At 64.8% G+C, this 26,537-nt stretch carries 26 protein-coding genes; 13 read left to right on the forward strand and 13 right to left on the reverse strand.

All coding sequences use genetic code 11. The features are described from left to right. Positions 1-60: 60 nt before the first annotated feature. The gene (locus E4K65_RS09615) at positions 61-2,016 is read right to left on the reverse strand and encodes an ABCB family ABC transporter ATP-binding protein/permease (protein ID WP_135173941.1); all 1,956 of its coding nucleotides are present in this window, start codon (positions 2,014-2,016) and stop codon (positions 61-63) included. A 200-nt stretch (positions 2,017-2,216) separates the two neighbouring features. On the opposite strand from E4K65_RS09615, the gene E4K65_RS09620 reads away from it, so the two are divergent. Further along, a complete protein-coding gene (locus E4K65_RS09620) occupies positions 2,217-2,822 on the forward strand; it encodes an LOG family protein (RefSeq protein WP_167770681.1) in 606 nt (201 codons plus the stop codon). A gap of 4 nt (positions 2,823-2,826) precedes the next feature. Here E4K65_RS09620 and E4K65_RS09625 read toward each other — a convergent pair whose 3' ends face one another. The 4 genes from E4K65_RS09625 to cysS form a co-directional block, all read right to left on the reverse strand. Further along, positions 2,827-3,204, reverse strand: coding sequence for a VOC family protein (locus E4K65_RS09625; protein ID WP_135173943.1), 378 nt, complete (start codon positions 3,202-3,204; stop codon positions 2,827-2,829). A 136-nt stretch (positions 3,205-3,340) separates the two neighbouring features. Next, a complete protein-coding gene (gene cimA, locus E4K65_RS09630) occupies positions 3,341-4,939 on the reverse strand; it encodes a citramalate synthase (RefSeq protein WP_135173944.1) in 1,599 nt (532 codons plus the stop codon). Further along, positions 4,936-5,427, reverse strand: a complete 492-nt coding sequence (locus E4K65_RS09635; RefSeq protein WP_027544500.1) for a GNAT family N-acetyltransferase — start codon at positions 5,425-5,427, stop codon at positions 4,936-4,938. The genes cimA and E4K65_RS09635 overlap by 4 nt, the downstream gene beginning before the upstream one ends. Positions 5,428-5,542: 115 nt before the next feature. Further along, positions 5,543-6,925, reverse strand: coding sequence for a cysteine--tRNA ligase (gene cysS, locus E4K65_RS09640; RefSeq protein WP_135173945.1), 1,383 nt, complete (start codon positions 6,923-6,925; stop codon positions 5,543-5,545). Positions 6,926-7,211: 286 nt separating this feature from the next. On the opposite strand from cysS, the gene E4K65_RS09645 reads away from it, so the two are divergent. Together E4K65_RS09645 and E4K65_RS09650 are read left to right on the forward strand one after the other, a co-directional pair. Beyond that, the gene (locus E4K65_RS09645) at positions 7,212-7,517 is read left to right on the forward strand and encodes a hypothetical protein (protein ID WP_135173946.1); all 306 of its coding nucleotides are present in this window, start codon (positions 7,212-7,214) and stop codon (positions 7,515-7,517) included. A gap of 130 nt (positions 7,518-7,647) precedes the next feature. Further along, a complete protein-coding gene (locus E4K65_RS09650; RefSeq protein WP_135173947.1) occupies positions 7,648-8,841 on the forward strand; it encodes a DUF2865 domain-containing protein in 1,194 nt (397 codons plus the stop codon). Positions 8,842-8,895: 54 nt separating this feature from the next. Here E4K65_RS09650 and E4K65_RS09655 read toward each other — a convergent pair whose 3' ends face one another. Continuing rightward, on the reverse strand, positions 8,896-9,804 hold the full coding sequence (locus tag E4K65_RS09655) for a DUF2189 domain-containing protein (RefSeq protein ID WP_167770682.1): 909 nt from the start codon (positions 9,802-9,804) through the stop codon (positions 8,896-8,898). A gap of 531 nt (positions 9,805-10,335) precedes the next feature. On the opposite strand from E4K65_RS09655, the gene E4K65_RS09660 reads away from it, so the two are divergent. The 5 genes from E4K65_RS09660 (at position 10,336) to E4K65_RS09680 (ending at position 14,865) form a co-directional block, all read left to right on the forward strand. Continuing rightward, positions 10,336-11,169 carry a cytochrome c oxidase subunit II gene (locus E4K65_RS09660; RefSeq protein ID WP_135173949.1) on the forward strand — a complete coding sequence of 278 codons (834 nt, stop codon included), beginning with the start codon at positions 10,336-10,338 and terminating at the stop codon, positions 11,167-11,169. Between the two features lie 77 nt (positions 11,170-11,246). Further along, positions 11,247-13,025: a cbb3-type cytochrome c oxidase subunit I gene (locus E4K65_RS09665; protein ID WP_027544506.1), complete on the forward strand. Its 1,779-nt coding sequence runs from the start codon at positions 11,247-11,249 to the stop codon at positions 13,023-13,025. Continuing rightward, complete coding sequence (locus E4K65_RS09670) at positions 13,022-13,726, forward strand: cytochrome c oxidase subunit 3 (protein ID WP_135173950.1); 705 nt, start codon at positions 13,022-13,024, stop codon at positions 13,724-13,726. Before E4K65_RS09665 ends, E4K65_RS09670 begins: the two co-directional genes overlap by 4 nt. A gap of 14 nt (positions 13,727-13,740) precedes the next feature. Beyond that, positions 13,741-14,463, forward strand: coding sequence for a heme-copper oxidase subunit III family protein (locus tag E4K65_RS09675; RefSeq protein ID WP_135173951.1), 723 nt, complete (start codon positions 13,741-13,743; stop codon positions 14,461-14,463). 9 nt (positions 14,464-14,472) lie between these two features. Then, positions 14,473-14,865, forward strand: coding sequence for a cytochrome C oxidase subunit IV family protein (locus E4K65_RS09680; protein WP_167770683.1), 393 nt, complete (start codon positions 14,473-14,475; stop codon positions 14,863-14,865). Between the two features lie 26 nt (positions 14,866-14,891). On the opposite strand, the gene E4K65_RS09685 is transcribed toward E4K65_RS09680, so the two are convergent. The 3 genes from E4K65_RS09685 to E4K65_RS09695 all read right to left on the reverse strand — a co-directional run bounded on the left by E4K65_RS09685 (position 14,892) and on the right by E4K65_RS09695 (position 18,501). After that, a complete protein-coding gene (locus E4K65_RS09685; protein ID WP_135173952.1) occupies positions 14,892-16,649 on the reverse strand; it encodes an NAD+ synthase in 1,758 nt (585 codons plus the stop codon). 105 nt (positions 16,650-16,754) lie between these two features. Continuing rightward, complete coding sequence (locus tag E4K65_RS09690) at positions 16,755-17,108, reverse strand: diacylglycerol kinase (RefSeq protein ID WP_027544511.1); 354 nt, start codon at positions 17,106-17,108, stop codon at positions 16,755-16,757. 4 nt (positions 17,109-17,112) lie between these two features. Then, complete coding sequence (locus tag E4K65_RS09695; RefSeq protein ID WP_135173953.1) at positions 17,113-18,501, reverse strand: class II 3-deoxy-7-phosphoheptulonate synthase; 1,389 nt, start codon at positions 18,499-18,501, stop codon at positions 17,113-17,115. Between the two features lie 181 nt (positions 18,502-18,682). Between E4K65_RS09695 and E4K65_RS09700 the strand changes: the two genes are divergently transcribed. Continuing rightward, positions 18,683-19,579, forward strand: coding sequence for an alpha/beta hydrolase family protein (locus E4K65_RS09700; protein ID WP_135173954.1), 897 nt, complete (start codon positions 18,683-18,685; stop codon positions 19,577-19,579). Between the two features lie 4 nt (positions 19,580-19,583). Here the strand turns inward: E4K65_RS09700 and E4K65_RS09705 are convergent, their stop codons facing one another. Together E4K65_RS09705 and E4K65_RS09710 are read right to left on the reverse strand one after the other, a co-directional pair. Further along, positions 19,584-19,847 (reverse strand): hypothetical protein, encoded by a 264-nt coding sequence (locus tag E4K65_RS09705; RefSeq protein ID WP_135173955.1) that lies wholly within the window; start codon positions 19,845-19,847, stop codon positions 19,584-19,586. Between the two features lie 187 nt (positions 19,848-20,034). Continuing rightward, positions 20,035-21,519, reverse strand: a complete 1,485-nt coding sequence (locus tag E4K65_RS09710) for an aldehyde dehydrogenase family protein (RefSeq protein ID WP_167770708.1) — start codon at positions 21,517-21,519, stop codon at positions 20,035-20,037. A gap of 113 nt (positions 21,520-21,632) precedes the next feature. On the opposite strand from E4K65_RS09710, the gene E4K65_RS09715 reads away from it, so the two are divergent. Both E4K65_RS09715 and E4K65_RS09720 read left to right on the forward strand, forming a co-directional pair. Further along, entirely contained in the window at positions 21,633-22,715 is a 1,083-nt protein-coding gene (locus E4K65_RS09715; protein WP_135173957.1) for a substrate-binding domain-containing protein, read from the forward strand. 76 nt (positions 22,716-22,791) lie between these two features. Further along, positions 22,792-23,166, forward strand: coding sequence for a winged helix-turn-helix domain-containing protein (locus tag E4K65_RS09720; RefSeq protein WP_135173958.1), 375 nt, complete (start codon positions 22,792-22,794; stop codon positions 23,164-23,166). A gap of 6 nt (positions 23,167-23,172) precedes the next feature. Here the strand turns inward: E4K65_RS09720 and E4K65_RS09725 are convergent, their stop codons facing one another. After that, positions 23,173-23,550, reverse strand: coding sequence for a hypothetical protein (locus E4K65_RS09725; RefSeq protein ID WP_135173959.1), 378 nt, complete (start codon positions 23,548-23,550; stop codon positions 23,173-23,175). A 162-nt stretch (positions 23,551-23,712) separates the two neighbouring features. After that, positions 23,713-24,291 carry a hypothetical protein gene (locus tag E4K65_RS09730; protein ID WP_135173960.1) on the reverse strand — a complete coding sequence of 193 codons (579 nt, stop codon included), beginning with the start codon at positions 24,289-24,291 and terminating at the stop codon, positions 23,713-23,715. Positions 24,292-24,453: 162 nt separating this feature from the next. On the opposite strand from E4K65_RS09730, the gene E4K65_RS09735 reads away from it, so the two are divergent. Both E4K65_RS09735 and E4K65_RS09740 read left to right on the forward strand, forming a co-directional pair. Then, positions 24,454-25,392, forward strand: coding sequence for a LysR family transcriptional regulator (locus tag E4K65_RS09735; RefSeq protein WP_135173961.1), 939 nt, complete (start codon positions 24,454-24,456; stop codon positions 25,390-25,392). 173 nt (positions 25,393-25,565) lie between these two features. After that, on the forward strand, positions 25,566-26,534 hold the full coding sequence (locus E4K65_RS09740) for an AraC family transcriptional regulator (RefSeq protein ID WP_167770684.1): 969 nt from the start codon (positions 25,566-25,568) through the stop codon (positions 26,532-26,534). Positions 26,535-26,537: the final 3 nt, after the last annotated feature.

The following is a 26,537-nucleotide window of genomic DNA, read 5'->3' on the forward strand; positions in this document are numbered from 1 at the left end:
TGGCGCAGGTCGTCCCGCGCGGTGGAGTTGTTTAGGCCAGAGTTGGGACCGGAGACAAGGTCACTCCGCAGCCGCAGGCGTCGTCAGGACGTCCTCGACCGGCGGCGGCTCCCGGTTGGGCGCCTCGGTGGTATCGGCCATCTTGGCCAGCTTCTCGCGCGCGGCCTCTGCCTCGCGCTGCCTGTTCCACATGCTGGCATAGAGGCCGCCCTGCGCGAGCAGCTTTGCGTGGGTGCCACGCTCGGCAATCCGGCCCTGCTCCAGCACGATGATCTCGTCGGCGCCGACGATGGTCGAAAGCCGGTGCGCGATCACCAGCGAGGTGCGGTTCTTCGCCACGCGGTCGAGGGCACCCTGGATCTCGTGCTCGGTGTGGGTGTCCAGCGCGGAGGTCGCCTCGTCCAGCACCAGGATCGGCGGCGCCTTCAAGACGGTGCGCGCGATCGCGACGCGCTGCTTCTCGCCGCCCGACAGTTTCAGGCCGCGCTCGCCGACCTGGGTCTCATAGCCCTTCGGCGCCATGCGGATGAAAGTGTCGATCTGCGCCAGCTGCGCCGCCTGCTCGACCTCGGCATCGCTGGCGTCCCAGCGGCCGTAGCGGATGTTGTAGCGGATGGTGTCGTTGAACAGCACGGTGTCCTGCGGCACCATGCCGATGGAAGCGCGCAAGCTCGCCTGCGTGACCTCGCGGATATCCTGGCCGTCGATCAGGATCCTGCCGCCGGAGATGTCGTAGAGGCGGAACAGGAGCCGCGAGATGGTCGACTTGCCGGCGCCGGACGGACCGACGATCGCGACCGTCTTGCCGGCCGGCACCTCGAAGCTGATGCCCTTCAGGATCGGACGCGCCGGCTCATAGGCGAAGCGCACGTCCTCGAAACGCAGATTGCCTGCGGAGACGACCAGCGGCAGCGCGTCGGGCGCGTCCTTGATCTCGGCCTCGCGTCCCAGCACGCCAAACATCTTCTCGATGTCGATGATCGCCTGCTTGATCTCGCGATAGACCATGCCCATGAAGTTCAGGGGCTGGTAGAGCTGGATCATCATGGCGTTGACCAGCACGAAATCGCCGACAGTGTTGGTGCCGTCGCGCACGCCGATCGCGCACATCAGCATGGTCGCGGTCAACCCCAGCGTGAAGATCACGGCCTGGCCGGTGTTGAGCACCGCGAGCGACGTATAGGCCTGGACGCTCGACTCCTCGTAGCGCGCGACCGAGCGGTCGTAGCGCTGCGCCTCGCGCGCCTCGGCGCCGAAATATTTCACGGTCTCGTAGTTGAGCAGCGAGTCGATCGCCTTGGTGTTCGCCTCGGTGTCGGAATCGTTCATCTTGCGGCGGATGCCGATCCGCCACTCGGTCGCGATGTAGGTGTAGTACATGTAGACCGCGACCGTGATCAGGGTCGCCACCACGTAGCGCCAGTCGAACTGCCAGAGCAGCACGGCCAGGAGCAGCGAAACCTCGACGATGGTCGGGATCAGCTGGAGGATCACCATGCGCACGATGACCTCGATGCCCTCGCGGCCGCGCTCGAGCACGCGCGTCAGGCCGCCGGTCTTGCGCTCGAGGTGGAAGCGCAGCGACAGCTCGTGCATGTGAATGAAGGTGATGGTGGCGAGCTTGCGCACCGCATGCATGGCAACGCGCGCGAAGAGGCCGTCGCGCCATTGCGTCAGCACCGCCATCAGGATGCGCGTCGCGCCGTAACTGGCGGTCAGCAGCAATGGCGAGGCGATCACCCAGAGGTGCCAGTTGTCGGGCAGCACCGGCGCGGTGTTGGCGCCGGTCAGCGCGTCGGTCGCCCATTTGAAGCTGAACGGCACCGTCAGCGTGATCAGCTTGGCGGCGAGCAGCAGCACCATCGACCAGACCACGCGCATCTTCAGGTCGAAGCGGTCGCCCGGCCAGATATAGGGCCACAGATGCGCCAGCGTGCCCATCAGGGTGGCCCGCTCGAGCGGCCCGCCGGCGGGATCTGGCACGTCGGCGCCGGGCGGCGAATGAGGTTGGTCCATCAAGAAGCCTGAAAGCCCGCCGGATGCGGGCGCGCTGCGATTAACGATTTTCGCTCGTCATATAGAAGCTTCCGGGGGCGAGCGCACCCCGCCAGATGGCGAATCTTTGATTGTTTGTCGCCATTTACCGGTAGATTTCCGGGAGGTCCGAATCACCGATTGGACTTGACGCCTCTTCGCTGCAATGCATCATGGCACCAATGAGCACGATCAAAACCGTTTGCGTCTATTGCGGCTCCGGCCCCGGAACCAATCCCCGCTTCACCGAAGGCGCCAAGGCGTTCGGCAAGGCGCTCGCCGAGAACAACATCCGCCTGGTCTATGGCGGCGGCTCGCTCGGCCTGATGGGCTCGGTCGCAACCTCCGTCCTCGATAACGGCGGCACCGTCACCGGCATCATCCCCGAATTCCTGCGGATGCGCGAGAATGCGCTGACGCGCGTGCAGGAGATGATCGTCACCCCCGACATGCACGAGCGCAAGCGACTGATGTTCGAACGCTCCGACGCCTTCGTGGCGCTGCCGGGTGGCGTCGGCACGCTGGAGGAGCTGGTCGAGCAGCTGACCTGGAAGCAGCTCGGCCGTCACGCCAAGCCGGTGCTGCTCGCCAATATCGACAATTTCTGGGAGCCGCTGTTCTCGCTGCTGTCGCACATGCGCCAGACCGAGTTCATCCGTGCCGGCCTCTCGGTCGACATCCTCAAGGCCGATCGGGTCGAGGACATCCTGCCGAAGCTGAAGGCGGCCGTGGCAAAGCTCGCCGAGGCGGAAAAAGAGCTCGCTCCGGAAGTGGCGCGCAAGCTCTGACGCCCTACTCCGCAGGAAACGTCACCGCCTCGATCCGGTTGCCATCGGGATCGACGACGAAGGCCGCGTAATAGCGCACGCGATCGTGCGGGCGGATGCCCGGCGCGCCGTCGGATGCGCCGCCGGCGGACAGCGCTGCGGCGTGAAACGCATCGACCTCGACCGTTGTCTTCGCCCGCAGGCAGATGTGCACGCCGCTCTCCGGGGCTACGCGCGGCATGCCCTCGCGCAAGTTGATCCAGAATTCAGGATAGGCCTTGCCGAAGCCGACCGTCCGCGGCCGCGTGACGAGACGCGTGAGGCCGAGGGCGGCGAGCATCGCCTCGTAGAATGTTGCGGAGCGATCGAGATCGCTGACGCCGACGGAGATGTGGTCGATCATTGTTGCGCTCCCCTCCCCAACTGTCATCGCCCGGCTTGACCGGGCGATCCAGTATTCCGAGACGCCCGAGAACTACCGAGAAGCTGCGGCGTACTGGATACCCCGCTTTCGCGGGGTATGACAGCCGTAGCGGATCTTACGCCGGCGCGCCCGATTTCACGAGCTTGTAGATCACCGAATCCATCAGCGCCTGGAACGAGGCGTCGATGATGTTCGGGGACACGCCGACCGTGGTCCAGCTGTCGCCGTTCTCGTCCTCGCTCTCGATCAGCACGCGCGTGACCGCGCCGGTGCCGCCATTGAGGATGCGCACGCGATAGTCGATCAGCTTCAGGCCCTCGATGTATTTCTGGTACTTGCCGAGGTCTTTTCGCAAGGCGACGTCGAGTGCGTTGACGGGGCCGTTGCCCTCGGCCGCCGAGATCAGATGCTCGCCGGCGACGTCGACCTTGACGACCGCGAGCGCCACCGTGACGCGTTCGCCGAGCGCGTTGTAGCGCTGCTCGACATTGACGTCGAACTGCTCGACCTCGAAATACTGCGGCACCTTGCCGAGCGTGCGGCGCGCCAGCAGATCGAACGAGGCGTTGGCGGATTCGTAGGCGTAGCCGGCCGCCTCGCGCTCCTTCAGCTCCTCGACGAGACGCGTCAGCTTCGGATCGCTCTTTTCATAGGCGATGCCGGCGCGGTCGAGCTCGGCGATGACGTTGGAGCGGCCGGCCTGGTCCGAGACCAGCACCTTGCGGTGATTGCCGACCAGTTCCGGCAGGACGTGCTCGTAGGTCTGCGGATCCTTGAGCACGGCGGAAGCGTGAATGCCGGTCTTGGTGACGAAGGCGCTCTCGCCGACATAGGCCGCATGCCGGTTCGGCACGCGGTTGAGCATGTCGTCGAGCGTGCGCGACACCTTGACGAGGGTCGCGAGCTTCTCGGCGGTGACGCCGATCTCGAAAGCGTCGGCAAACTCCTGCTTCAGCTTCAAGGTCGGGATCAGCGAGCACAGATTGGCGTTGCCGCAGCGCTCGCCAAGGCCGTTCAGCGTGCCCTGGATCTGCCGCGCCCCGGCGCGCACCGCGGCGAGCGAATTCGCCACCGCCTGCTCGGTGTCGTTATGGGCGTGGATGCCGACGTGATCGCCGGGGATGTGCTTGGTCACCTCGGTGACGATGGCTTCGACCTCGTTCGGCATGGTGCCGCCATTGGTGTCGCACAGCACCACCCAGCGGGCGCCGGCCTCGTAGGCGGCTTTCGCGCAGGCGAGCGCGAAGCTGGCGTCCTCCTTGTAGCCGTCGAAGAAATGCTCGCAGTCGAGCATCACCTCGCGGCCGGCGGCTTTCGCCGCCGCGACGCTGTCGCGGATCGAAGCGAGGTTTTCCTCTTTGGTCGTCTCCAGCGCGACGCGTACCTGATAGGCCGAGGACTTCGCCACGAAGCAGATCGCGTCGGCCTTGGCTTCCAGCAGCCCGGCGACGCCCGGATCGTTCGAGACCGAGCGCCCGGCCCGGCGCGTCATGCCGAAGGCGGTGAAGCGCGCGTGATTGAACTTCGGCTTGCTGGCGAAGAACTCGGTATCGGTTGGATTGGCGCCGGGATAGCCGCCCTCGACATAGTCGATGCCGAGTTCGTCCAGCATCGCCGCGATGATCTGCTTGTCCGTCAGCGTGAAATCGACGCCATTGGTCTGCGCGCCGTCGCGCAGCGTAGTGTCGAACAGATAGAGGCGCTCCTTGCTCATTGCGATGCTCCGAGCGTCTTCTTCATGGTGGTGTTGGCGAGCCACTCGTCGTTGACGGTGATGCTGTTGCGCTGCATGGCGACATAGCCGCGCTTGGCGAAAAAGCCCTGCGCGGTGTCGCTGGCATCGACCGAGAGGCTTTTCGCGCCGCGGCCGCCGGCAAGCTTCTCCAGCGCATCGACCAGCATGGTGGCAATGCCCTGCCCGCTGACTGCCGGATGCACATAGAGCATGCGGATGTGGTCGGCCCCTTGCAGCGAGGCGAAGCCGACGGGCGAGCCCTCCAGCGTCGCAATCAGCGTCAGGTCGGCGGCGAGCCGCTTGCCGAACTCTTCGGTTTCCGCAGCCTCCATCCAGGCCTGCTGCTGCGCCTCGTTGTAGTCGTCGCCGGTCAACTCCTCGATGCTCGCAGCGAAGATCGCGGCGAGCACCGGCACGTCATCAGGCAGGAAGGGCCGCAAGCCCGGCTTTGGCAAAGTCTGTCCCATCGTCTTCACCACATCCCATAGAGCTTGAGCGCAAATGCCACCGCGGCGGCGAGCAGCAGGATCTTCAGCGCGATGTAATAGAGCCAGTGCCGCGGAAAAGGCGTGTCGGGCCGCATCATCGCGAAAACTCCCAGGTCGTCCCTTCCTTGGAGTCCTTGATCGCAACGCCCATCGCGGCGAGCTGATCGCGGATGCGGTCGGACTCTTTGAAGTCCTTCCGTCCACGGGCCGCGGTCCGCTCCGCGATCAGGCGCTCGACCTCCCCGGCATCGACCCCGCTCGCCTGCTGCTTGCGAGCTTCCCACAACGCAGCGCTCTCGGAGAGGAAGCCGAGCAGCCGCAGCGATCCCGCCAATGCGCTCACGTCGCTGTTGCGCAGGCCATGCAGCGCCGCGATCGCCAGGGAGGTGTTGAGGTCGTCGAGCAGCGGTTCGACCACGGACGCGGCGGGCCGGCCGGGATCGACGTCGGCCGCGACGCGATACCAGTCGTCGAGCGTCTTGGCGCTCTCCTCCAGCGATTTCATGGTCCAGTCGATCGGCGAACGATAATGCGTCTTCAGCATGTTCAGGCGCAGCACCTCGCCTGGCCAATCCGCCAGCAGCTCATGGATGGTGATGAAGTTGCCGAGGCTCTTCGACATCTTCTCGCTTTCGACCTGCAGGAAGCCGTTGTGCATCCAGTAGTTCGCCATGCGCTCTCGGTGGAAAGCGCAGCAGGTCTGCGCGACCTCGTTCTCGTGATGCGGAAACACGAGATCGATGCCGCCACCATGGATGTCAAAATGCTCGCCGAGGTGCTTCCAGGCCATGGCCGAGCACTCGATGTGCCAGCCCGGGCGTCCCTGCGCAGCGATGCCGGCCGGCGACGGCCACGACGGCTCGCCGGGCTTGGACGGCTTCCACAGCACGAAGTCGGTGTTGTCCCGCTTGTAGGGCGCGACATCGACGCGCGCCCCCGCGATCATCTCGTCCAGCGAGCGATTGGACAGCGCGCCATATTGCGGCAGAGTGGAATTGGCCGCGTTCATCGCCTGCGGCGAGAACAGCACGTGGTCCTCGGCGACATAGGCAAAGCCGCCGGCGACGAGCCGTTCGATGATCTCGCGCATCTCGCCGATATGCTCGGTCGCGCGCGGCTCGACGCTCGGCCGGAGCGCGCCGAGCGCATCGACGTCGGCGTGAAACTGCTTGCCCGTCTGCTCGGTAACCTTGCGGATCGCCTCGTTCAGCGGCAGGCCCGGAAAATCGCGCGCGGCGCGGTCGTTGATCTTGTCGTCGACGTCGGTGATGTTGCGGACGTATTTGACGTGCGCCTCGCCATAGAGATGGCGCAGCAGCCGAAACAGCACGTCGAACACGATCACCGGCCGGGCATTGCCGATATGGGCGAAGTCATAGACCGTCGGTCCGCAGACATACATGCGGACGTTGCTCGCATCGAGCGGCACGAACGGCCGCTTTTCCCTGGTCAGCGTATCGTAGAGGCGCAATTCCATATGGACACCCGTCGGCTGTTGGCCGGGCGTCCAGTGCTCTCAATGTTTTTGAGAAAAGACGGCTCCAGCCAGCGAATCGCTAGCTCGTAATCTCGCAAATCGTGCAAATGGCGAGGAGACCGTTCATGCGGGAACATATGGGCTATGAGGCGGCCCCGCGTCAAGAGAGCCGCGAAAATGCCGTTCTATCTCCGCAAAGCACGGCCGCCCCGCCATGATGGTTCATCATCATTAACCTTTTGAGTTTATTCGAGATGCTGGCGGTTCCCCCAGCCCCGGTATTTTCATGCGATCCATACTCGCGCTCATTTCCTGTGCCTCCATCGTCGCGTCATCGGGCGCATTCGCCGAAACCCGCGTCTTCATCATCGCCAACCAGGCGGACGGCTACGGCATCGACCAGTGCCTGGCCAAGGGCGACAAATGCGGCGCGCAGGTCGCGCGCACCTATTGCCAGTCACGGGATTTTGCCCAGGCTTCGGCCTATCGCCGGGTCGATCCCGACGAAATTACCGGCTCTGTCCCCAAAACCGGCACAAACTGCTCCCATGGCCGTTGCGACGAATATGTCGCAATCACCTGCCAGCGCTGAATTCGCTCGGAGCTGGCGGACCTTAGGCCCAATCTTTGGCCCCTGAAACGACGTGACGATGCCGCGGGAAGCGGCTATGGGAGGGCGCGCTTCGGCCCTTCATGTCACATTGGGCCGTGACCTCGCTAGAATGGCGGATATGCCTGAATTTTTGACTCTCTCCCGTGCCCGCTCGATCCTTGCCTGCACCGTGCTCCTGAGCACCGTGATGCTTGCCAACAGCGCCTTCGCGCAGGCCGGACCGCCCGGACCGCCGCCTCAGCCCGGCCAGAACGGGCTCGGCCCCAATCCGATGTGCGTGCGACTGGAAGGCCAGCTCGCCGCGCTCGATCGTGGCGGCGGCGGTGACCCCGCGCGCGAAGACCAGATCCGCCGCTATCAGGATTCCCAGGCCAAGCAGCAGGCCGAGCTCGACCGCGTCACCATGCAGGCCAAGCGCATGGGCTGCGATTCCTCCGGCTTCTTCTCGCTGTTCAACGGCCAGTCGGCGCAGTGCGGCCCGGTCAACACCCAGATCCAGCAGATGCGCGCCAATCTGGACCAGATCACCGGCAATCTCGAACGCCTGCGTGGCGGCGGTCCCGGCGGCTTCAGCCCGGAACGCGACAGCCAGCGCCGCTCGGTGCTGGTGGCCCTCGCCCAGAACAATTGCGGCCCGCAATATGCCAACGCCGCGCAGTCGCAGGGCGGCGGCAACTTCCTGAGCAACCTGTTCGGCGGCAACAACCCCAACAATCCGCAGGCCGTGCCGCCCTCCGATCTCGGCCCGCAATCCGGCACCTACCGCACCGTATGCGTGCGCACCTGCGACGGCGCCTATTTCCCGGTCTCGTTTGCCACCGTGCCGGCGCGCTTCCCGGACGACGAGAAGACCTGCAAGGCGCTGTGCCCCGCCGCGGAAGCCGTGCTCTACACCCACCGCAATCCCGGCGAAGACATGAACTCCGCGGTCTCCGTCAGCGGCCAGCCCTACACGGCGCTGCCGACTGCATTCAAATTCCGCAGCGAGTTCAACCCGTCCTGCTCCTGCAAGGCGGCGGGCCAGACCTGGGCCGATGCGTTGAAGTCCGCCGACGACAAGGCCGCGGCCGAACAGCAGGGCGACATCATCGTCACCGAGGAGAGCGCCAAGAAGATGCAGCAGCAGCGGCTCAACAAGGGCACGCCTGCCGCCAATGGCAAGAAGGGTGCGCCTGCCGCGCCGACGACGGCCACCGCACCGGCCGCGACGCCACCGGCGGATACCGGCACGGCTCCGACGAGCTCGGAGAACAAGCCGATCCGCTCGGTCGGCCCGACCTTCCTGCCGCAGCAGCAGAAGTAGGCGCTCACCCGTCATGCCCGGCGCAGGCGGTCGCCGGGCACAGCCGTTTCGCTGTTACTGCTCTCCCTCGCGGCTCCACGGGAAGAGATTGGCCGGAAAGTCCGCTGCGTAGCGCTTTCCCTTCGGGGGCGGCGACGGCTCGTCCGGTGGATTCGGATTCGGCTCGACCACCCGCCGATAGAGGTGCCAGGTCGCATGACCGAGCACCGGGAGGACGACAGCGAGACCGACGAAGAACGGCAGCGAGCCGATCACGAGCAACGCCGCGACGATCAGCCCCCACCCCGCCATCGCGACCGGATTGGCGGCCACCGCCTGCAGCGATGTACGGATCGCGTCGATCGCCGTCGCATGCCGATCGAGCATCAACGGAAACGATACGACGCTGACGCATAGGGCCGCGACCGCAAACAGGAAGCCGACACCGCAACCGACGATGATGAGCGACCATCCTTCCGGCGTGGTCAGCACGCGGGTTGCGAAGTCGGGAATGCTTGCAGCCGCCGCGTGACCGAAGATAGTGACATAGATCGCGTTCGCGACGCCGATCCAGACCCCGAACAGGACCAGCAGGAGCACGCCGAGCTCGAGCATGGCGCCGAAGGAAGGTGCGCGCAGCACCTTGATCGCATCCCATGCATCGACCTCCTCGCCGCGCTCACGGCGACGGCTGAGTTCGTAGAGGCCGATCGCGGCAAAGGGACCGATCAGGGCAAAGCCTGCGGCCAGCGGAAACAGCAGCGGCAGGACCGAATGGCCGAGGACCATCCTGAACAGGACGAGACCGAGAACCGGATAGATCACGCAGACGACGATCGCGTGACTCGGCATCGCCTGGAAATCTTCCCAGCCCAGGCGCAGCACCTCTCTCAAGTCGGACAAGCCGATCTTGCGAATGGGATAAGAGACCGCCTCACCGAACAGGTGCCGCTTTATGATCCTGTCGGGATAAAGAGTGGCCATGGACACACCCTCCTCTGCTGAAAGCCGCGGCGGAGAACGGCGCGCTTTCCGGCCACGCGTATCCGCCCTTGTGTGCGGGAGACGCGATCGAGCGGAGTACGGCAGTTCCAGGCTCAACGAGGAAGGAGCTTAGCCGGACGAAACCCGTCGCGACCTGCGCCCCAAGCTTAGCGCGCGCGACGTGGAATGACCAGCACTCCCGACTGGGTGAATTGTGCCTCGCATATTTTGTGCGATGCATCACATCGAGAATGCGACTGACGCTCGCCAGCGTGCACGGCAGCATGGATCGCCCGCGCCAGCTAAGCGTGTTGACATGCTATTGACGCCGGGTTCGCGGGGGATCATTTTAAAAGCATAGACGCCCGCAAAATTGGCGGTCGCGATCGAAATATCGCGACCGGTTGAATGGGCGAGGCAATAGGCGCGGCGATGGCATAGATGTCATCCTAGAAGAGTCCGCCACCGCGACAGACGCGAGCTCCGCCCTGGATTCGTATCCGCAGCCTTCGATGGCAAGGATGGATCAGGATGGCTGTCGCACTGATACTGCTTCTGGTCGCGATCGGCTCGGTGCTGTTTCACCTCTACAGCCCGTGGTGGTGGACGCCGATCGCCACGAACTGGGCCTATATCGACCACACCATCAACATCACGTTCTGGATCACGGGCTTCGTTTTCGTCGCGGTCATCGCCTTCATGGCTTATTGCGTCTTCCGCTTTCACCACAAAGAGGGAAGACGGGCTGACTACAATCCGGAAAACAAAAGGCTCGAATGGTGGCTGAGCGTCGGAACCGGCGTCGGCGTCGCGGCCATGCTGGCGCCTGGCCTCGTGGTCTGGCACCAGTTCGTGACGGTGCCTGCGGATGCCACCGAGGTCGAGGTCATGGGCCAGCAATGGCAATGGAGCTTCCGCCTTCCGGGCAAGGATGGGCAGTTGGGCACGTCCGACGTCCGCAACATCGCTCCCGACAATCCGATGGGACTCAATCGTGACGACCCGCACGCGCAGGACGACGTCGTGATCGAGAACGGCGACCTGCACCTTCAAATGGGAAAGCCGGTCAAGGTTCTCCTCCGCTCGGTTGATGTCCTGCACGATTTCTACGTGCCCGAATTCCGGGCCAAGATGGACATGGTTCCGGGCATGGTGACCTATTTCTGGATAACGCCGATCCGAACCGGAACGTTCGATGTTCTATGTGCGGAGCTTTGTGGCGCTGCTCACTATCAGATGCGGGCCAAGGTCATCATCGACGAAGAGCGTGAATATCACGCTTGGCTGGAGCAACAAAAGACGTTTGCCGAATTGTCGCCGGCAAAAGCCCTCGTGAAGGCGACGTACCAATCCGGTGGCAAGTAGCAAGCTGCCGCTGCGAAGATGGATCGGGTGCATGAGGCCAACGCCTCGCACCCGATGGATCCGACCAAGGAGGTTCTATGGTCGATATTCCATATGAAGGGATCACCGGCATCCCGCCTGCCGAAGTACCTGAGGTCGAGCTCTATCATCCAAGGAGCTGGTGGACACGGTATGTCTTCTCCCAGGACGCCAAGGTGATCGCCATTCAGTATTCGCTGACGGCCTCGGCCATCGGGCTGGTGGCCCTGGTGCTGTCGTGGCTGATGCGGCTGCAACTGGGATTCCCCGGCACCTTCTCTTTCATCGATGCCAACCAGTACCTCCAGTTCATCACCATGCACGGCATGATCATGGTGATCTACCTGCTCACCGCGTTGTTCCTGGGCGGCTTCGGCAACTACCTGATCCCGCTGATGGTCGGCGCCCGGGACATGGTCTTCCCTTATGTGAACATGCTGAGCTACTGGGTCTACCTGCTCGCAGTCCTGGTGCTGGCCTCGACATTCTTCGTGCCCGGCGGCCCCACCGGCGCCGGCTGGACGCTGTACCCGCCGCAAGCCATCCTCTCCGGAACGCCCGGGCAGGATTGGGGCATCATTCTCATGATGTCGTCCCTGATCCTGTTCATCATCGGCTTCACCATGGGCGGGCTGAACTACGTGGTCACCGTGCTCCAGGCGCGCACCCGCGGCATGACGTTGATGCGCCTGCCCCTGACGGTGTGGGGGATTTTCACGGCGACCGTCATGGCGTTGCTGGCATTCCCTGCGCTCTTCGTTGCCTCGGTCATGCTGCTGCTCGACCGTCTGCTGGGCACCAGCTTCTTCATGCCCTCCCTCGTCGAGATGGGACAGCTGTCGAAATATGGCGGCGGCAGCCCGCTGCTGTTCCAGCACCTGTTCTGGTTCTTCGGCCACCCCGAGGTCTACATCGTCGCCCTGCCCGCCTTCGGCATCGTCTCCGACCTGATCAGCACGCATGCGCGCAAGAACATCTTTGGTTACCGCATGATGGTCTGGGCCATCGTGGGGATTGGTGCGCTCAGCTTCGTCGTGTGGGCGCACCACATGTATGTGAGCGGCATGTTCCCGCAATTCGGGTACTTCTTCGCCACCACGACGCTCATCATCGCCATCCCCACCGCGATCAAGGTCTATAACTGGGTGCTGACCCTGTGGCGCGGCGACATTCATCTCAGGGTGCCGATGCTGTTCGCCCTCGGCTTCATCATCACCTTCGTGAATGGCGGCCTCACCGGCCTCTTCCTCGGCAACGTCGTCGTGGACGTGCCGCTTTCGGATACCATGTTCGTGGTCGCGCATTTCCACATGGTGATGGGCGTGGCGCCGATCATGGTCGTGCTCGGCGCGATCTATCATTGGTACCCCAAGGTCACGGGACGGATGCTGAACGACGTCCTCGGCAAGTTTCACTTCTGGGTCACCTTCCTCGGCGCCTACCTGATCTTCTTCCCCATGCACTATCTTGGACTGCTCGGGGTTCCGCGCCGGTATTTCGAACTCGGCGACGCGGCGTTCATTCCGCCCTCGGCCCATTCACTGAACGCCTTCATCTCCGTGGTGGCCCTGACCGTCGGCTTCAGCCAGATGGTGTTCCTGTTCAATCTGGCCTGGAGCCTGTTCAAGGGTGAGGCCTCAGGCGGCAATCCGTGGCGGGCGACGACGCTGGAGTGGCAGACGCCGGAGACGCCCCCAGGGCACGGCAACTGGGGCAAGGAGCTCCCGATCGTGTACCGCTGGGCCTATGACTACAGTGTGCCTGGCGCCGCGGAGGACTTCATTCCGCAGAACCAGCCGCCACGCGCGACGCAGCTCGTTCAGGGAGCTGCTTCGTGAGCGCCATCATCCTGTTCCTGGCTGTGCTTGCGATGATCGCCGGATGGTGGCTGTCGCAGCAGCGGCTGACGGCCAAGCCCTGGCTGGAGGAAGGCGCGGTCGGTGACTTCCCCGGCGGCGATAGCATGACCTGGCCGGCAGCGAAGGTCGGACTTGGCGTGTTTCTCGCCGTCGCGAGCACATTATTCGTCTTGTTCATCAGCGCCTATTCGATGCGCATGAGCGTGGTGGACTGGCGGCCGCTGCCGATACCGCGGCTGCTGTGGGTCAACACAGGCGTCCTGGTCCTGAGCAGTGTCGCGCTGCAGTGGGCGTACGTGGCTGCCGGGCGACACGATACCGAGAGCGTCATGATCGGCCTGCTCGTTGGCGGAGCATCTGCCGTGATCTTCCTCGCCGGACAGCTCCTGGCCTGGCAGCGGCTCGGGGCTGCCGGATATTTCGTGGCGTCCAATCCGGCGAATTCCTTCTTCTACCTGTTGACCGCGGTGCACGGGCTGCATCTGACGGGCGGTCTGGTGGCCCTGGGCCGAACCTCAGCCAAGATGTGGCGTGGCGCCGAGATCGCCGAGATGCGATTGAGCGTGGAACTGTGTGCCATCTACTGGCACTTCCTGCTGCTGGTCTGGCTTGTCCTGCTCGGTCTTCTCACGGGCTGGACCGATGATTTCGTCGACATCTGCCGCCAATTGCTGAGCTAGGGAGGCGAGACCAGATGGCTGAGACCGTGCTGACAAATTCGGGCCAATCGACTGCGCGGCTTGAAGGCTGGCGTGGCATCGCCGCCGACTGGGCGTCCGATCAGCGCGCCTTCAAGAACGTGTCCTGGGGCAAGGCCATGATGTGGATCTTCCTCCTCAGCGACACCTTCATCTTCAGTTGCTTCCTGCTCTCCTACATGACGGCGCGCATGTCGACGACCGTGCCGTGGCCCAATCCCAGCGAAGTCTTCGCCCTCAATATCGGGGGCAAGCACATCCCCCTGATCCTGATCGCCATCATGACCTTCGTCCTGATCAGCAGCAGCGGAACAATGGCGATGGCGGTCAATTTCGGCTACCGCAGGGATCGCGTGAGAACCGCAATCCTGATGCTGGTCACAGCGGCATTTGGCGCAACATTCGTCGGAATGCAGGCGTTCGAATGGACCAAGCTGATCATGGAGGGCGTTCGCCCCTGGGGCAATCCCTGGGGCGCGGCGCAGTTTGGCTCAAGCTTTTTCATGATCACGGGTTTCCACGGCACCCACGTGACGATCGGCGTGATCTTCCTGATCGCGATCGCGCGAAAGGTCTGGCGGGGAGACTTCGACGTCGAGAGACGTGGCTTTTTCACAAGCCGCAAGGGCTATTACGAGATCGTCGAGATCACCGGGCTGTACTGGCACTTCGTCGACCTCGTGTGGGTGTTCATCTTTGCATTCTTCTATCTTTGGTGAGGTCGGCGCATGACAAACGCGGCAATACACATGGAAGGAACGCTCGACGCTCCTGCGTCCGGCGCAGTCGCAACGGGAGCCGTTCACGCCAAGGGTCAACAGCACCCGATCAAGCTCTACCTCGTGGTCTGGGGCTGGTTGTTCGTCCTCAGCACGTGCTCCTACCTCGTCGACTACTTTGGCCTGCATGGCTATCTGAGGTGGTCGCTGATCCTGCTGTTCATGCTGTTGAAGGCCGGACTGATCGTCGCCGTCTTCATGCACATGGCCTGGGAGCGACTGGCCTTGGCCTATGCCATCCTGCTGCCGCCGATCGCGGTATTGGTATTTGTGTCGATCATGGTGCTCGAATCCGAATACACGCACTTGCTTCGGGTGCTGTTCTTCGCAACCCCGTCTTAGGGCCCGCTGTCGCTCAAGACTGGAGCTCAGCCTTCGAACGCGTCGATCGACGCCTTGCTTCCGCGCGAGACCAGCGTCTCGTCCGGGGCGGGCAGCGGCTCGCCCCTGTCGCGAAAGCGGTTGGTGATGGGATAGCGGCGGTCGCGGCCGAAATTCCTGGCCGTCACCTTCACGCCGGGCGCGGCCTGGCGGCGCTTGTATTCGGCGACGTTGAGCAGATGGTCGATGCGGGTGACCGTCTCGCGGTCGAAGCCGGCGGCGATGATCCGGTCCAGCGGCTCCTCGCGCTCGACCAGGCGCTCGAGGATGGCGTCGAGCACGTCGTAAGGCGGCAATGAATCCTGGTCGGTCTGGTTCTCGCGCAGCTCCGCCGTCGGCGGACGCGTGATGATATCAGGCGGAATGACCTCACCGGCGGGCCCGAGCGCGCCTTCGGGCTTCCAGCTGTTTCGCAGCGCAGCCAACCGGAACACCTGCGTCTTGTAGATGTCCTTGATCGGATTGAAGCCGCCGTTCATGTCGCCATAGAGCGTGGCGTAGCCGACCGACATTTCCGACTTGTTGCCTGTTGTCACCACCATCAGGCCGGTCTTGTTGGAGATCGCCATCAGCAACGTGCCGCGGGTGCGGGCCTGAAGGTTTTCCTCGGTGATATCGGGCGGCAGGTTCTTGAAGATGCCGGACAAGATGGTCTCGAAGCCGGTCACGGCTTCCGCGATCGGCAGCACCTCGTAGCGGATGCCGAGATGGCCGGCGAGTTCGCCGGCGTCCGCGATCGAGCTTGCCGCAGTGTAGCGATAGGGCAGCATCACGCCATGCACCTGGTCGGCGCCGAGCGCGTCGACGGCGATTGCCGCACACAGCGCGGAATCGATGCCGCCGGAAATGCCGAGCAGCACGCCGGGAAAGCCGTTCTTGGCGACGTAGTCGCGAAGGCCCAGCACGCAGGCTGCATAGTCGGCGTGGTCGCCTTCCGGCTGCGCGGCGATCGGCCCGGTGCAGCGCCAATCGTCGCCGTTGCGAGTGAAGCGCAACGTGGTGATGCTTTCCTCGAACGCCGGCAATTGGGCCGCGAGCGAGAGATCGCTGTTGAGTGCGAACGAGGCGCCGTCGAACACCAGCTCGTCCTGGCCGCCGACCTGGTTGAGATAGACCAGCGGCAGGCAGCTCTCGGTGACGCGCGCGACCGCGACCGACAGGCGCACGTCGTTCTTGTCGCGGGCATAGGGCGAGCCGTTCGGCACCAGGATGATCTCGGCGCCGGTCTCGGCCAGCGTCTCGACCACGTTCTCGTAATCCTCGGACTCCTCCAGCCAGATGTCCTCGCAGATCGGCACGCCGATGCGCACACCGCGCACGGTCATCGGCCCCGCGGCGGGCCCGCGCGCAAACAGCCGCTTCTCGTCGAACACGCCGTAATTCGGCAGATTGCACTTGAAGCGCAGGCCAGCGATGCGGCCGCCCTCGAGCAGCGCGCAGGCATTGTAGAGCCTGCCGTCCTCGACCCAGGGCGTGCCGACAAGCATCGCCGGTCCGCCATCGGCGGTCTCACGCGCAAGGCTTTCGATCGCGGCCCGGCAGGCGGCCTGGAAGGCCGGCTTCTGCACCAGGTCCTCCGGCGGATAGCCTGCGATGAACAATTCCGGAAACAGCACGAGATCGGCGCCGTCGGCGGCGGCTTGCGCGCGCGCCGCCCGCACCTTGGCGGCATTGCCCTCGATGTCGCCCATGGTCGGGTTGAGCTGGGCCAGCGTGACCGCGAATGCGTTGAGACGTACGGTCATGGTCGCCCCTGTCCGATCCAATGGCTAGAGCATGATCCGGAAAAGTGTGGAGCGGTTTTCCGAGAAGATCATGCTCAAACAACGACTTAAAGCGCGATGAGCGCTCTAGACGAAACCCAACCGCTCGACGATGGCAAAGATCCAGAACGCACCGGCCATCAGCAGCGCGACGCCGACGGCCGCCGAGCCCATGTCCTTGACCTGCCCGATCTGCTTGTCGTGATCGAGCGTCAGGCGGTCGGCGAGCTTTTCCACCGCGGTGTTGAGCAGCTCGACCACCAGCACGAACGCGACAGCACAGACCAGCTCGACCGCGCGCATCGCGGTCGCGCCGATGAACCAGGCCAGCGGCAGCGACAGCAGGAGCGCAAAGATCTCCTCGCGGACGGCCTGCTCCGATCGAAGTGCAAAGGCCAGACCGTTACGGGAGTTGATCGTGGCCTTCCAGATCCGCAGCAAGGTCTTAGAGCCCCGCGGCGGCCGGCATCGGCTTGGCCTTGCCGGCGCGCTCCTGCTTGAGCAGCTCGGCGACCAGGAAAGCCATGTCGATGGATTGCTCGGCATTGAGGCGGGGATCGCAGACCGTGTGATAGCGGTCGTTGAGATCCTCGTCCGTGATCGCGCGGGCGCCGCCGAGGCATTCGGTGACGTCCTGGCCGGTCATCTCCAGATGCACGCCGCCGGCATGGGTGCCTTCGGCGGCATGGATCGCAAAGAACGACTTCACCTCGGACAGGACGCGGTCGAACGGCCGCGTCTTGTAGCCCGACGTCGAGGTGATGGTGTTGCCGTGCATGGGATCGCACGACCAGACCACCACCCTGCCCTCGCGCTTCACGGCGCGGATCATGCCCGGCAGGTGCTCGCCGACCTTGTCGGAGCCGAAGCGGCCGATCAGCGTCAGCCGGCCGGGCTCGTTGTCGGGGTTGAGCACGTCGATCAGCTTCAGCAATTCGTCGGGCTTCAGCGACGGGCCGCACTTCAGCCCGATCGGGTTCTTGATGCCGCGGAAATATTCGATATGGCCGTGATCGAGCTGGCGGGTGCGGTCGCCGATCCAAATCATGTGGCCCGATGTCGCGTACCAGTCGCCGGTGGTGGAATCGACGCGGGTCATGGCCTGCTCGTAGCCGAGCAGCAGCGCTTCGTGGCTGGTGTAGAAATCGGTGGCGCGCAGCTCTGGATGGCTCTCGAGATCGAGGCCGCAGGCGCGCATGAAGTTAAGCGCGTCCGAGATGCGGTCGGCCAGCTCCTTGTAGCGGCGGGACTGCGGCGAGTCCTTGAGGAAGCCGAGCATCCATTGATGCACGCTGCCGAGATTGGCGAAGCCGCCGGTCGCAAACGCGCGCAGCAGGTTCAGCGTCGCGGCCGACTGGCGATAGGCCATCAGTTGGCGCTGCGGATCCGGCACACGCGCTTCCTTGGTGAAGGCGATGTCGTTGACGATGTCGCCGCGATAGCTCGGCAGCTCGACGCCGTTGATCTTTTCGGTCGGCGAGGAGCGCGGCTTGGCGAACTGGCCGGCGATGCGGCCGACCTTCACCACCGGCACGGCGCCGGCATAGGTCAGTACCACCGCCATCTGGAGCAGCACGCGGAAGAAGTCGCGGATGTTGTTGGCGCCGTGCTCGGCAAAGCTCTCGGCGCAGTCGCCGCCCTGGAGCAGGAAGGCTTCGCCCGCCGCAACGCGCCCCAAGGCCTTCTTCAGGTTGCGCGCCTCGCCCGCGAACACCAGCGGCGGAAAGGTCGCAAGCTGCGCCTCGACGTCGGCCAAGGCCTTGGCGTCGGGATAATCGGGCACCTGCAGCACCGGCTTGCTGCGCCAGGACTCGGGCGTCCACCGCTCGGACATCGCAATCTCTCCGTGAGGCAAAAAGCACAACCTGATCTGTGGGTTGCGAGGGCCGCCTTATACACAGGCTGGCAAAGGACCGCCAGTTGTAAATCCATTTCGTGCTGCAAACCCTTGCGGGGAAAGCCAAATTCGCATTTGCTTGGAACCGGCAAGGAAACTGGCGGGACACCGGCTGCCCATGGACGCGGCGCGCGACGACGTTTTCATCGACGAGATCAGCTTCCCGGCGACCGACGGGTATGCGCTGAGCGGCACCCTGTTCCTGCCGCGCGCCACCAAGCGCCATTCCGTCCTGATCAATTCGGCCACCGCCGTCCCGCGAAAAATCTACCGCGGCTTTGCCTCCTATCTCGCCCATCGCGGCTGCGCGGTGCTGACCTACGACTATCGCGGCATCGGCGACTCCCGGCTGCCGGCGATGGTCGGCTACAACCAGCCGAAATCGCTGGTCGGCTTCAAGGCCTCGATGTCGGACTGGGCCGCGCTCGACGTCACCGCTGCGGTGAGCTGGATGCGCGAGCGCTACAACACCCTGCCGCTCGCCTATATCGGCCACTCCTTCGGCGGCCAGGCGCTCGGGCTGATCGCGAACAACAGCGACATCTCGCGCGCCGCGTTCGTCGCCTCGCAGGCGGCGACCTGGCGGCTGATGACCTCACCGGAGAAATACCGCGTCCTCGCCTTCATGAACCTCATTGGCGTGCCGCTCGCCCACGCGCTCGGCTACGCCCCGGGCTGGGCCGGCATTGGCGAGGATTTGCCCAAGGGCGTGTTCCTGCAATGGGCCGACTGGGTCTCGAGCCCGCGCTATCTCTTCGATTCAAAGCTGCCCGCGCTGGAGAACTTCGCCAAATTCAAGGGCGAGCTACGCGCGCTGTGCTTCTCCGACGATCCCTGGGCGACGCGCCCCGCGGTCGAGCTGCTCGCCGGCGGGTTCACGGCGATCAAGCCGGAGGTGCTGACGGTGAAGCCGTCCGACGTCGGCGCCAAGGCGATCGGCCATTTCGGCTTCTTCCGCCCCGAGCACCGCGACACGCTATGGCGCGGCGTGGCGGAATGGATCCAGGGCGAGTGATGCGTTAGCGAATGATCGTCGTCAGCGACGAGTAGCGCCTGTTCGGCTTGGCTTCGCCCGGCGCGAACTGCGCGAAGGCATCGCTGACGCGCACCGCCGGCGGCGTATCGCCGGCGAAGCGGAATTCCTTTGGCCGCGGCGCATAGAAGCTGGCGCTGTAATAGGCGTCGTCGAAGCGCGTCTCGCCGACCCCGAACACTGCGTCGCAGACGAACAGGAGTGCGTAGACTCCCGCGACCGCGGCGACGATCTCCTTGAGAATTGACATGCTGATGCCCTGCCCTGTTGCGGGCAGGATGCGCATTGGTTCCAAAGCTCTGGTTTAAGGCGCCGTGCTTCCTGTTCGCAGGGTTTGCCGCCGCTGAGCGGAATGCAGACAATTTTATCGATCTCGAAAAGAGAGCCCGCCTGACCGGACGATCAGGCGGGCTCCAGGCTTGGCCGCTCGGGAGGTATCAGACGGCCAGGTTCATCCACACCGCCTTCGGCTCGGTGAAATTGTCGAGCACGGCGGTGCCGTGCTCGCGGCCGAGGCCGGAGTCGCGTTCGCCGCCCCAGGGCAGGCGCACGTCGGTATACCCATAGGTGTTCATCCAGACCGTGCCGGCGCGCGCCCGCTTGGCAAAACGCTGGAGCTTGCCAATGTCGCGGCTCCAGACGCCGGCGGCGAGGCTGTAGGCGGTGCCGTTGGCGATCCGCAAGGCATCGGCCTCGTCCCTGAACTTGATGACGCTGACGACGGGGCCGAAGATTTCCTCCTGTGATATCCGCATCTCGTGCTCGACATTCGCGAACACCGCAGGGCTGATGAAGTAGCCGCGCTCGCCGACCCGCGTCCCGCCGGTGACGAGGCTCGCCCCCTCCTGCCGGCCGATATCGACATAGTCGAGGATCGACTTCATCTGCTTCTCGGAGATGACAGGCCCGAGCGCCGTCTTGCGATCGAGCGTATCGCCCATCTTCAGCGATTTTGCGCGCGCAGCGAGGCGCTCCACGACCTCATCATAGGCCTTCTCCTGGACCAGCACGCGCGAGCCGGCCGAGCACACCTGGCCGGCGTTGAAGAAGATGCCGGAGGCCGCGGCTTTCGAAGCCGCTTCGAGATCGGCATCGTCGAAGATGACATTGGCCGATTTGCCGCCGAGTTCGAGCGAGACGCGCTTGAAGTTGCCGGCCGCGCCTTTCATGATTCCGCGACCCACGCCAGGCGAGCCGGTGAAGGTGACCTTGTCGACATCGGGGTGATTGACCAGCGCGTCGCCGACGACGCGGCCGGGGCCCGTGACGACGTTGAAGACGCCCGCCGGCAGGCCGGCCTGGAGCGCGAGCTCGGCGATGCGCAGCGCCGACAGCGAGGTCAGCTCGGCCGGCTTCATCACGATCGTGCAGCCGCAGGCCAGCGCCGGCGCGAGCTTCCACATCCCGATCATCAACGGGAAATTCCACGGCACGATCGCCGCCACCACGCCGACCGGCTCGCGCACGGTGTAGGTCAGGGCATCGTCACGCACGGGCACGACGTCGCCGCTGATCTTGTCGGCCCAGCCGGCGTAGTAGATCAGCGTATCGACCGCGGCCGGGAAGTCCTGGCGCAGCGTCGCGGAGATCGGCTTGCCGGCATCGATCGACTCGAGCTCGATGATTTCTTCCGCGTGCTGCTTGAGCAGATCGGCCCAGCGCAGCAGGATCTGGCCGCGCTCGGAGGCGCGCATCGTGCGCCACGGGCCCTCGAACGCCCGCCGCGCGGCCGCCACCGCATGCTCGACATCGGCCTCGCCGCCTTCGGCGACGGTGGCGATGACCTGGCCGGTGGCGGGATTGAGGGATTTGAAGGTGCGGCCGGAGCTTGCGGGGACGCGGCGGCCATCGATGAGCAGATGCTGCGGCCGGGCCATGAACTCGGTCGCCGGCGAATGCGCAAAGTCATATGCAACAGACATCATATTTTCTCCCGTTCTGGTATCCCAGATTAGGACGGTATTCGCTGCCGTAAATATGATATGGTGTGCCTATGGCCACCCGATATATGAACTCAACTTCATAAGATTGTTTCATGCTCCAGATCGAGATCGAGGCAGTTTGGCGGTTTCGCCAGGAGGGCAGTCCGCGCACGGCGGTGGTCATGCTCGGCGTGCTCAACGAAATCCGGAAGACCGGAAAGATCACAAGTGCGGCCGCCGACGCGCACCTCTCCTACCGGCACGTCTGGAATCTGATCGAGCAATGGTCGGAGTTCTTCGGCACGCCGCTGGTCGAGACCCAGCGCGGCAAGGGCTCCAGGCTCACGCCATTCGGCGAGCGCTTGGTATGGGCCGGCGAGCGCATGCAGGCACGGCTGGGGCCGCAGCTCGAAAACCTGGCACAGGAGCTGGCAAGCGAGATCAAGCCGTTCCTCGAGCAGCGCCCATCGGTGATCCGCGTGCACGCCAGCCACGGCTTTGCGGTGGCAAAGCTGCGCGAATTCCTCGACCGCGAGCCCGGCATCGGCGTCGACCTACGCTATGTCAGCAACCAGCATTCGCTGGTCTCGCTGGCGCAGGGCGCCTGCGATCTCTCCGGCCTGCATCTGCCGCACGGCGCGTTGCGGGCGCAAGGCATCAAGGCCGCGCGCGAATGGCTCGATCCGCGCGAGGACCGTGTCATCAGCTTCGTGACGCGCGAGATGGGGCTGATGGTCGCGCGCAGCAATCCGCTTGGCATCGAAACGATCGAGGACCTGACCAGGCCAAAGGTCCGCTTCGTCAACCGAGACCATGATTCCGGCACGCGCCTTCTGTTCGACCAGTTGCTGGCCGCACACCGCATCGACGAAAGCCGCATCAACGGCGCGCAGCAGATCGAGTTCACCCACGCCGCGGTCGCCGCCTATGTCGCGAGCGGCATGGCGGATGCGAGCTTCGGCGTCGAGGCGGCCGCCCGGCATTTCGGCCTCGATTTCATTCGCATCGTGACCGAGGATTATTTCTTCGTCTGCAAACGCGCCTTCCTCGATACCGAGCCGATGCAGCGCATCCTCGATATCATGCGCAGCGCCGATTTTCGTGCCGCTGTCGCCAGCCTGCCCGGCTACGTGCCGTCGGAAACGGGCACCGTGACCGGCGTGAAGGCGTTTCTGGAGATGCACGCCGTGCGCTGATACGATGCGGCGCCCTCACCTTGTCCGCGGCAGGCAAGAGTGGCAATCTGCCTTCATTGTCCCTCGAGATCCGAACATGTCGCGCGCGGGCGCCAAATCGCTTCCCCAGCTGAGTCTTCGCATCGATCTCGACGGCGAGGATCGGATCGGCCCCGGCAAGATCGAGCTTTTGGAGCAGATCCGCGAGCAAGGCTCGATCTCGGCGGCCGGCCGCGCCATGGACATGTCCTACAAGCGCGCCTGGGATCTCGTCGACGAAATCAATCGCATCTGCGGACATGCCGCGGTCGAGCCGCAGGCCGGCGGCAAGAACGGCGGCGGCGCGATGCTGACGCCGTTCGGTGAGAAACTTGTTGCCCGCTACCGCAAGATCGAGCGCGACGCCGCGCGCGCGGTGCACAAGGAGCTGGAAGCGCTCAGGAGCGACATCGCCCGCTCGCGCAAGTCCTGAGCGCGGCTAGTTCGGCCGCATCGACGTGTCGGGCATCGGCTGCGTCAGGGCCTCGCCGAGCAGGCTCTGCTCGGCCTTCGGGATCGAGAAGCGGATCTTGAAACCGTCCTCGGTCTGAAGCGTGATGATGCGCTGGGTCGTGTCGGTCGATTGTTCCAGCACCCAGGATGCCAGCGGATAGGCATAGCGCAGGCTCTGGTCGCCGTAGCGGGCCTTCAGTGCTGCCTCCAGCAATCCCGGCAGCGTCATGATCAGGGCGCCGACCTGTTTGAGTGAGACGCTGACGGCGGCGGGATTGCCCGTCACGTCCTCGAATCCCAGCGAGATCGCACCGCCATCGGCTGCCACCTCGCAGGTCGTGAGCGATCTGACTTTAATTTCCATCGAGAGCTCCGGAACGCGGCAGTCCGCTATATCCCGTAAGATACAGCGATATGTGCGATCAGGTCCAGCCGCTTCTTTTGGAACAGCTCGAACCGCCGCAAAGGGCTTCAAACGGCATGGACTTCGGACGTCGGCGCGGTGCCGGCAGCGCGACGCGTCCGCTCAGATCGCCGGCTCGTCCTTGAGCGCCGCCACCACCTGCTCACCGCGATCGGTCAGGCGATAGGTCACCAGCGGACGACTCGACGGCGGCTTGCGGTCGATCTCGACGATGTAGCCGCGCACCATCAGCGCTTCGAAACTGCCGTAGTAGCCGAACATGCTGATCTGGTTCTGCTTGAGCAGCTTGAACTCGCGCAGGAGACGGATCTCGTTGCCCGAGAGCAGCGAGCGGCGGACGCGCTGCGCGAACCGCGCACGCTGCTCGAACCATGCCTGGTCGGGCAGTTCGTGCGAGGCCGGCGCCGGATCCCGCTCGCAGGGGCGCGCCTCGGTCGCGGCATCGGCCACGACCTCAGGAAGGCAGGGCATGCTGCCGACGACCGCGTCCTTGGCGACGTCGAGCAATGCGATCGGCCAGCGCCGCTTGTTGTCCACCATGACCGGCGGCGGCACGACGTTGTCGCGCACCAATTGCTCGAAACGGCCGGCGGTGACGCCGACATAGGCGGCTGCCCGGCGGCGATCGACCAGACGGGTGTCCGGCCCGTGCTCCAGCTCGCAAGCGATGTTCTCGTTCACCCCGAAATCCCCTGGCGCGTCGTTGCGCAGGCCCCGCGGCCCTCATTGGGGCCTGGCCGAGCCGGCGGCGAACCTAGGGGGGACCAGCGCTCTCGAAAAGCAGAGAATTTCGTACATGTTGATGCCGTTTCGGCAGCGGCTATAGTCCGTGCCGAGGGACCCATGCGATTTCACTCACCTGCCATCCAGTACTTCCACGCCGTCCGCCGCACCGGCTCGATCCGCGCCGCGGCACGCGTCCTGAACGTTGCCTCCTCGGCGGTCAGCCGCCAGATTCTCAAGCTAGAGCAAGAGGTTGGATCACCGCTATTCGAGCGCAATGCGCGCGGGCTGACGCTGACCACGGTCGGCGAGATGCTGGCCCGGCACGTCATGAACGTGCTCCAGGACCTCGACCGCTTCCGCTCGGACGTCGCGTCCCTGTCGGGCACCTGGCGCGGCACCGTCAGCATCGCCTGCATCGAGTCGCTGACGGAATCGGTGCTGCCGGACCTGATCGCCTTACATCGCGGCCGCGCCCGCCGCGTCAGCTTCACCACCGAGGTGAAGGGATCGTCGGACGTGCTGGAGGCCCTGAGCCGCGGCGAGGCCGACATCGGCATCGCCATGGCGCTCCGCCATCCGCCGGACTTGCGGCAGGTCGCCTTGAAGCGGTTTCGCCTCGGCGCGGTGGTGTCGCGCGAGCATCCGCTGGCGCGCCGCAAGACGGTGACGCTGGAGCAATGCCTCGCCTTCCCCGTCATCAATGCGCTGCCGGAGCTGTCGATCTATCATCTGCTCCAGCCGCTGATCGCACAGCTCTCCGAGACGCCGGAGCCGGCGATTCAGGCCAATTCGATCGACCTGATGCGCGAGCTCGCCGCACGCGGCGTCGGCGTCGCCTTCCAGACCCAGCTCGGCATCGGCCGGCTGTCGCGCGACAGCCAGCTCGTCTTCCTGCCGCTCGACAACGCCGGCAGCCCGGTCTGGTCCGACCTCGGCATCTATGTTCGCGCCGAGCGCACCCTGCCCGCCTTCATCGAATCCTTTCTCCAGGAGCTGGTGCGCGAACTGGGCGAGCGCGAGCGGCGCGAGAACGCGGCCTATCCGCAGACGTCGTGACGTCGCGGCGCCGCCGCCAAGCCGGCGCAGCGTGGATGCGACCACGCGACCCGTGGTCTTGCGGACTTGCCTGAAGCAAGGTTGCTCCGGCAGCATTCCCGGCCGATGTCGCGCCCGCGAGATCGAGGACGCGCCGGCACACGCCGAACGCCTGAAGTCACTGGGATCCCGAGATGCCGGTACGTTGGCTCAAGCCGTCGCGAGTCCTGAGCATCGAGCGCTACAGCGATTTCGAGTCCTTTCGTCCGAGCGAGGTGCTGGGCGGCGGCATCAGCACGCCGCTCGAGCCGCGCGAGGTCTCGCTGCACCGCGCCATCCTGCCGCTCCAGGATGGTCTGTTCGTGCTGCAGCGGACCTTCGCGCGGCGCCTCGAGGCCAATGTCGGCACCGACCACGGCGTCGGCCTCGTCATCCCGCTCGCCTGTCATTCCACCACCAACGGGCGCGAGATCGACAACTCGATGATCGGTGTCGTGCGCGGCAAGGTCGCGACCGAGGCGGTCGAGCATCACCCCAACACCTATCTGATGCTGCGCTTCAACTCCGACATGCGCCATCGCGGCTGGGCGGACTACGACACCGGGCTCGAATTCACGCGCCTCAACGACGACACGATGGCGCGCGTGCGCGCGGCCATTCTCGACATGTTCAGCCTAGCCTCGCGCTGCAACGATCCCAGGCAATTCGAAGCCATCGACCGGCCGATCCAGGAAAGGCTTCTCGCAGGGCTCGATGCCGCCCTTGCCCCCATCGACGCTCGACATCTCCGGCGCGGGTCGTACGACAAGCATCGCAAGCTGGTCGCACGGCTGGACGAGGCGGCCACGCTGTCCGGCGGCATCCCGCTCTACAGCGGCGACCTCGCAGATGCGCTCGGCGTCTCCGTCCGCACGCTCCAGAGCGCGACACAGGCCGTGCATGGCGTCAGCCTGCAGCACCATCTCAGGCTGAAGCGGCTGTGGTCGACCCGCACCCAGCTACTGACCGGAGGTAACGAAACGACCGTGAAGGCCGCGGCGCTCGCGAACGGCTTCTGGCACATGGGCGAATTCTCGAAACTCTACAAGGCGACGTTCGGCGAGATGCCGTCCGGGACGCTGGCGCAGGCCCGTGATTTCAAGGACGAGAGCCCGCACCTCTGAGCC

Origin of the sequence: Bradyrhizobium niftali, from assembly GCF_004571025.1 — a bacterium.
GTDB lineage: Bacteria > Pseudomonadota > Alphaproteobacteria > Rhizobiales > Xanthobacteraceae > Bradyrhizobium > Bradyrhizobium niftali.

Coding starts and splice junctions, on each gene's coding strand:
- E4K65_RS09615 (WP_135173941.1), bottom strand. CDS start 2,016: ATGGACCAACCTCATTCGCCGCCCGGCGCCGACGTGCCAGATCCCGCC.
- E4K65_RS09620 (WP_167770681.1), top strand. CDS start 2,217: ATGAGCACGATCAAAACCGTTTGCGTCTATTGCGGCTCCGGCCCCGGA.
- E4K65_RS09625 (WP_135173943.1), bottom strand. CDS start 3,204: ATGATCGACCACATCTCCGTCGGCGTCAGCGATCTCGATCGCTCCGCA.
- cimA (WP_135173944.1), bottom strand. CDS start 4,939: ATGAGCAAGGAGCGCCTCTATCTGTTCGACACTACGCTGCGCGACGGC.
- E4K65_RS09635 (WP_027544500.1), bottom strand. CDS start 5,427: ATGGGACAGACTTTGCCAAAGCCGGGCTTGCGGCCCTTCCTGCCTGAT.
- cysS (WP_135173945.1), bottom strand. CDS start 6,925: ATGGAATTGCGCCTCTACGATACGCTGACCAGGGAAAAGCGGCCGTTC.
- E4K65_RS09645 (WP_135173946.1), top strand. CDS start 7,212: ATGCGATCCATACTCGCGCTCATTTCCTGTGCCTCCATCGTCGCGTCA.
- E4K65_RS09650 (WP_135173947.1), top strand. CDS start 7,648: ATGGCGGATATGCCTGAATTTTTGACTCTCTCCCGTGCCCGCTCGATC.
- E4K65_RS09655 (WP_167770682.1), bottom strand. CDS start 9,804: ATGGCCACTCTTTATCCCGACAGGATCATAAAGCGGCACCTGTTCGGT.
- E4K65_RS09660 (WP_135173949.1), top strand. CDS start 10,336: ATGGCTGTCGCACTGATACTGCTTCTGGTCGCGATCGGCTCGGTGCTG.
- E4K65_RS09665 (WP_027544506.1), top strand. CDS start 11,247: ATGGTCGATATTCCATATGAAGGGATCACCGGCATCCCGCCTGCCGAA.
- E4K65_RS09675 (WP_135173951.1), top strand. CDS start 13,741: ATGGCTGAGACCGTGCTGACAAATTCGGGCCAATCGACTGCGCGGCTT.
- E4K65_RS09680 (WP_167770683.1), top strand. CDS start 14,473: ATGACAAACGCGGCAATACACATGGAAGGAACGCTCGACGCTCCTGCG.
- E4K65_RS09685 (WP_135173952.1), bottom strand. CDS start 16,649: ATGACCGTACGTCTCAACGCATTCGCGGTCACGCTGGCCCAGCTCAAC.
- E4K65_RS09695 (WP_135173953.1), bottom strand. CDS start 18,501: ATGTCCGAGCGGTGGACGCCCGAGTCCTGGCGCAGCAAGCCGGTGCTG.
- E4K65_RS09700 (WP_135173954.1), top strand. CDS start 18,683: ATGGACGCGGCGCGCGACGACGTTTTCATCGACGAGATCAGCTTCCCG.
- E4K65_RS09705 (WP_135173955.1), bottom strand. CDS start 19,847: ATGTCAATTCTCAAGGAGATCGTCGCCGCGGTCGCGGGAGTCTACGCA.
- E4K65_RS09710 (WP_167770708.1), bottom strand. CDS start 21,519: ATGTCTGTTGCATATGACTTTGCGCATTCGCCGGCGACCGAGTTCATG.
- E4K65_RS09715 (WP_135173957.1), top strand. CDS start 21,633: ATGCTCCAGATCGAGATCGAGGCAGTTTGGCGGTTTCGCCAGGAGGGC.
- E4K65_RS09720 (WP_135173958.1), top strand. CDS start 22,792: ATGTCGCGCGCGGGCGCCAAATCGCTTCCCCAGCTGAGTCTTCGCATC.
- E4K65_RS09725 (WP_135173959.1), bottom strand. CDS start 23,550: ATGGAAATTAAAGTCAGATCGCTCACGACCTGCGAGGTGGCAGCCGAT.
- E4K65_RS09735 (WP_135173961.1), top strand. CDS start 24,454: ATGCGATTTCACTCACCTGCCATCCAGTACTTCCACGCCGTCCGCCGC.
- E4K65_RS09740 (WP_167770684.1), top strand. CDS start 25,566: ATGCCGGTACGTTGGCTCAAGCCGTCGCGAGTCCTGAGCATCGAGCGC.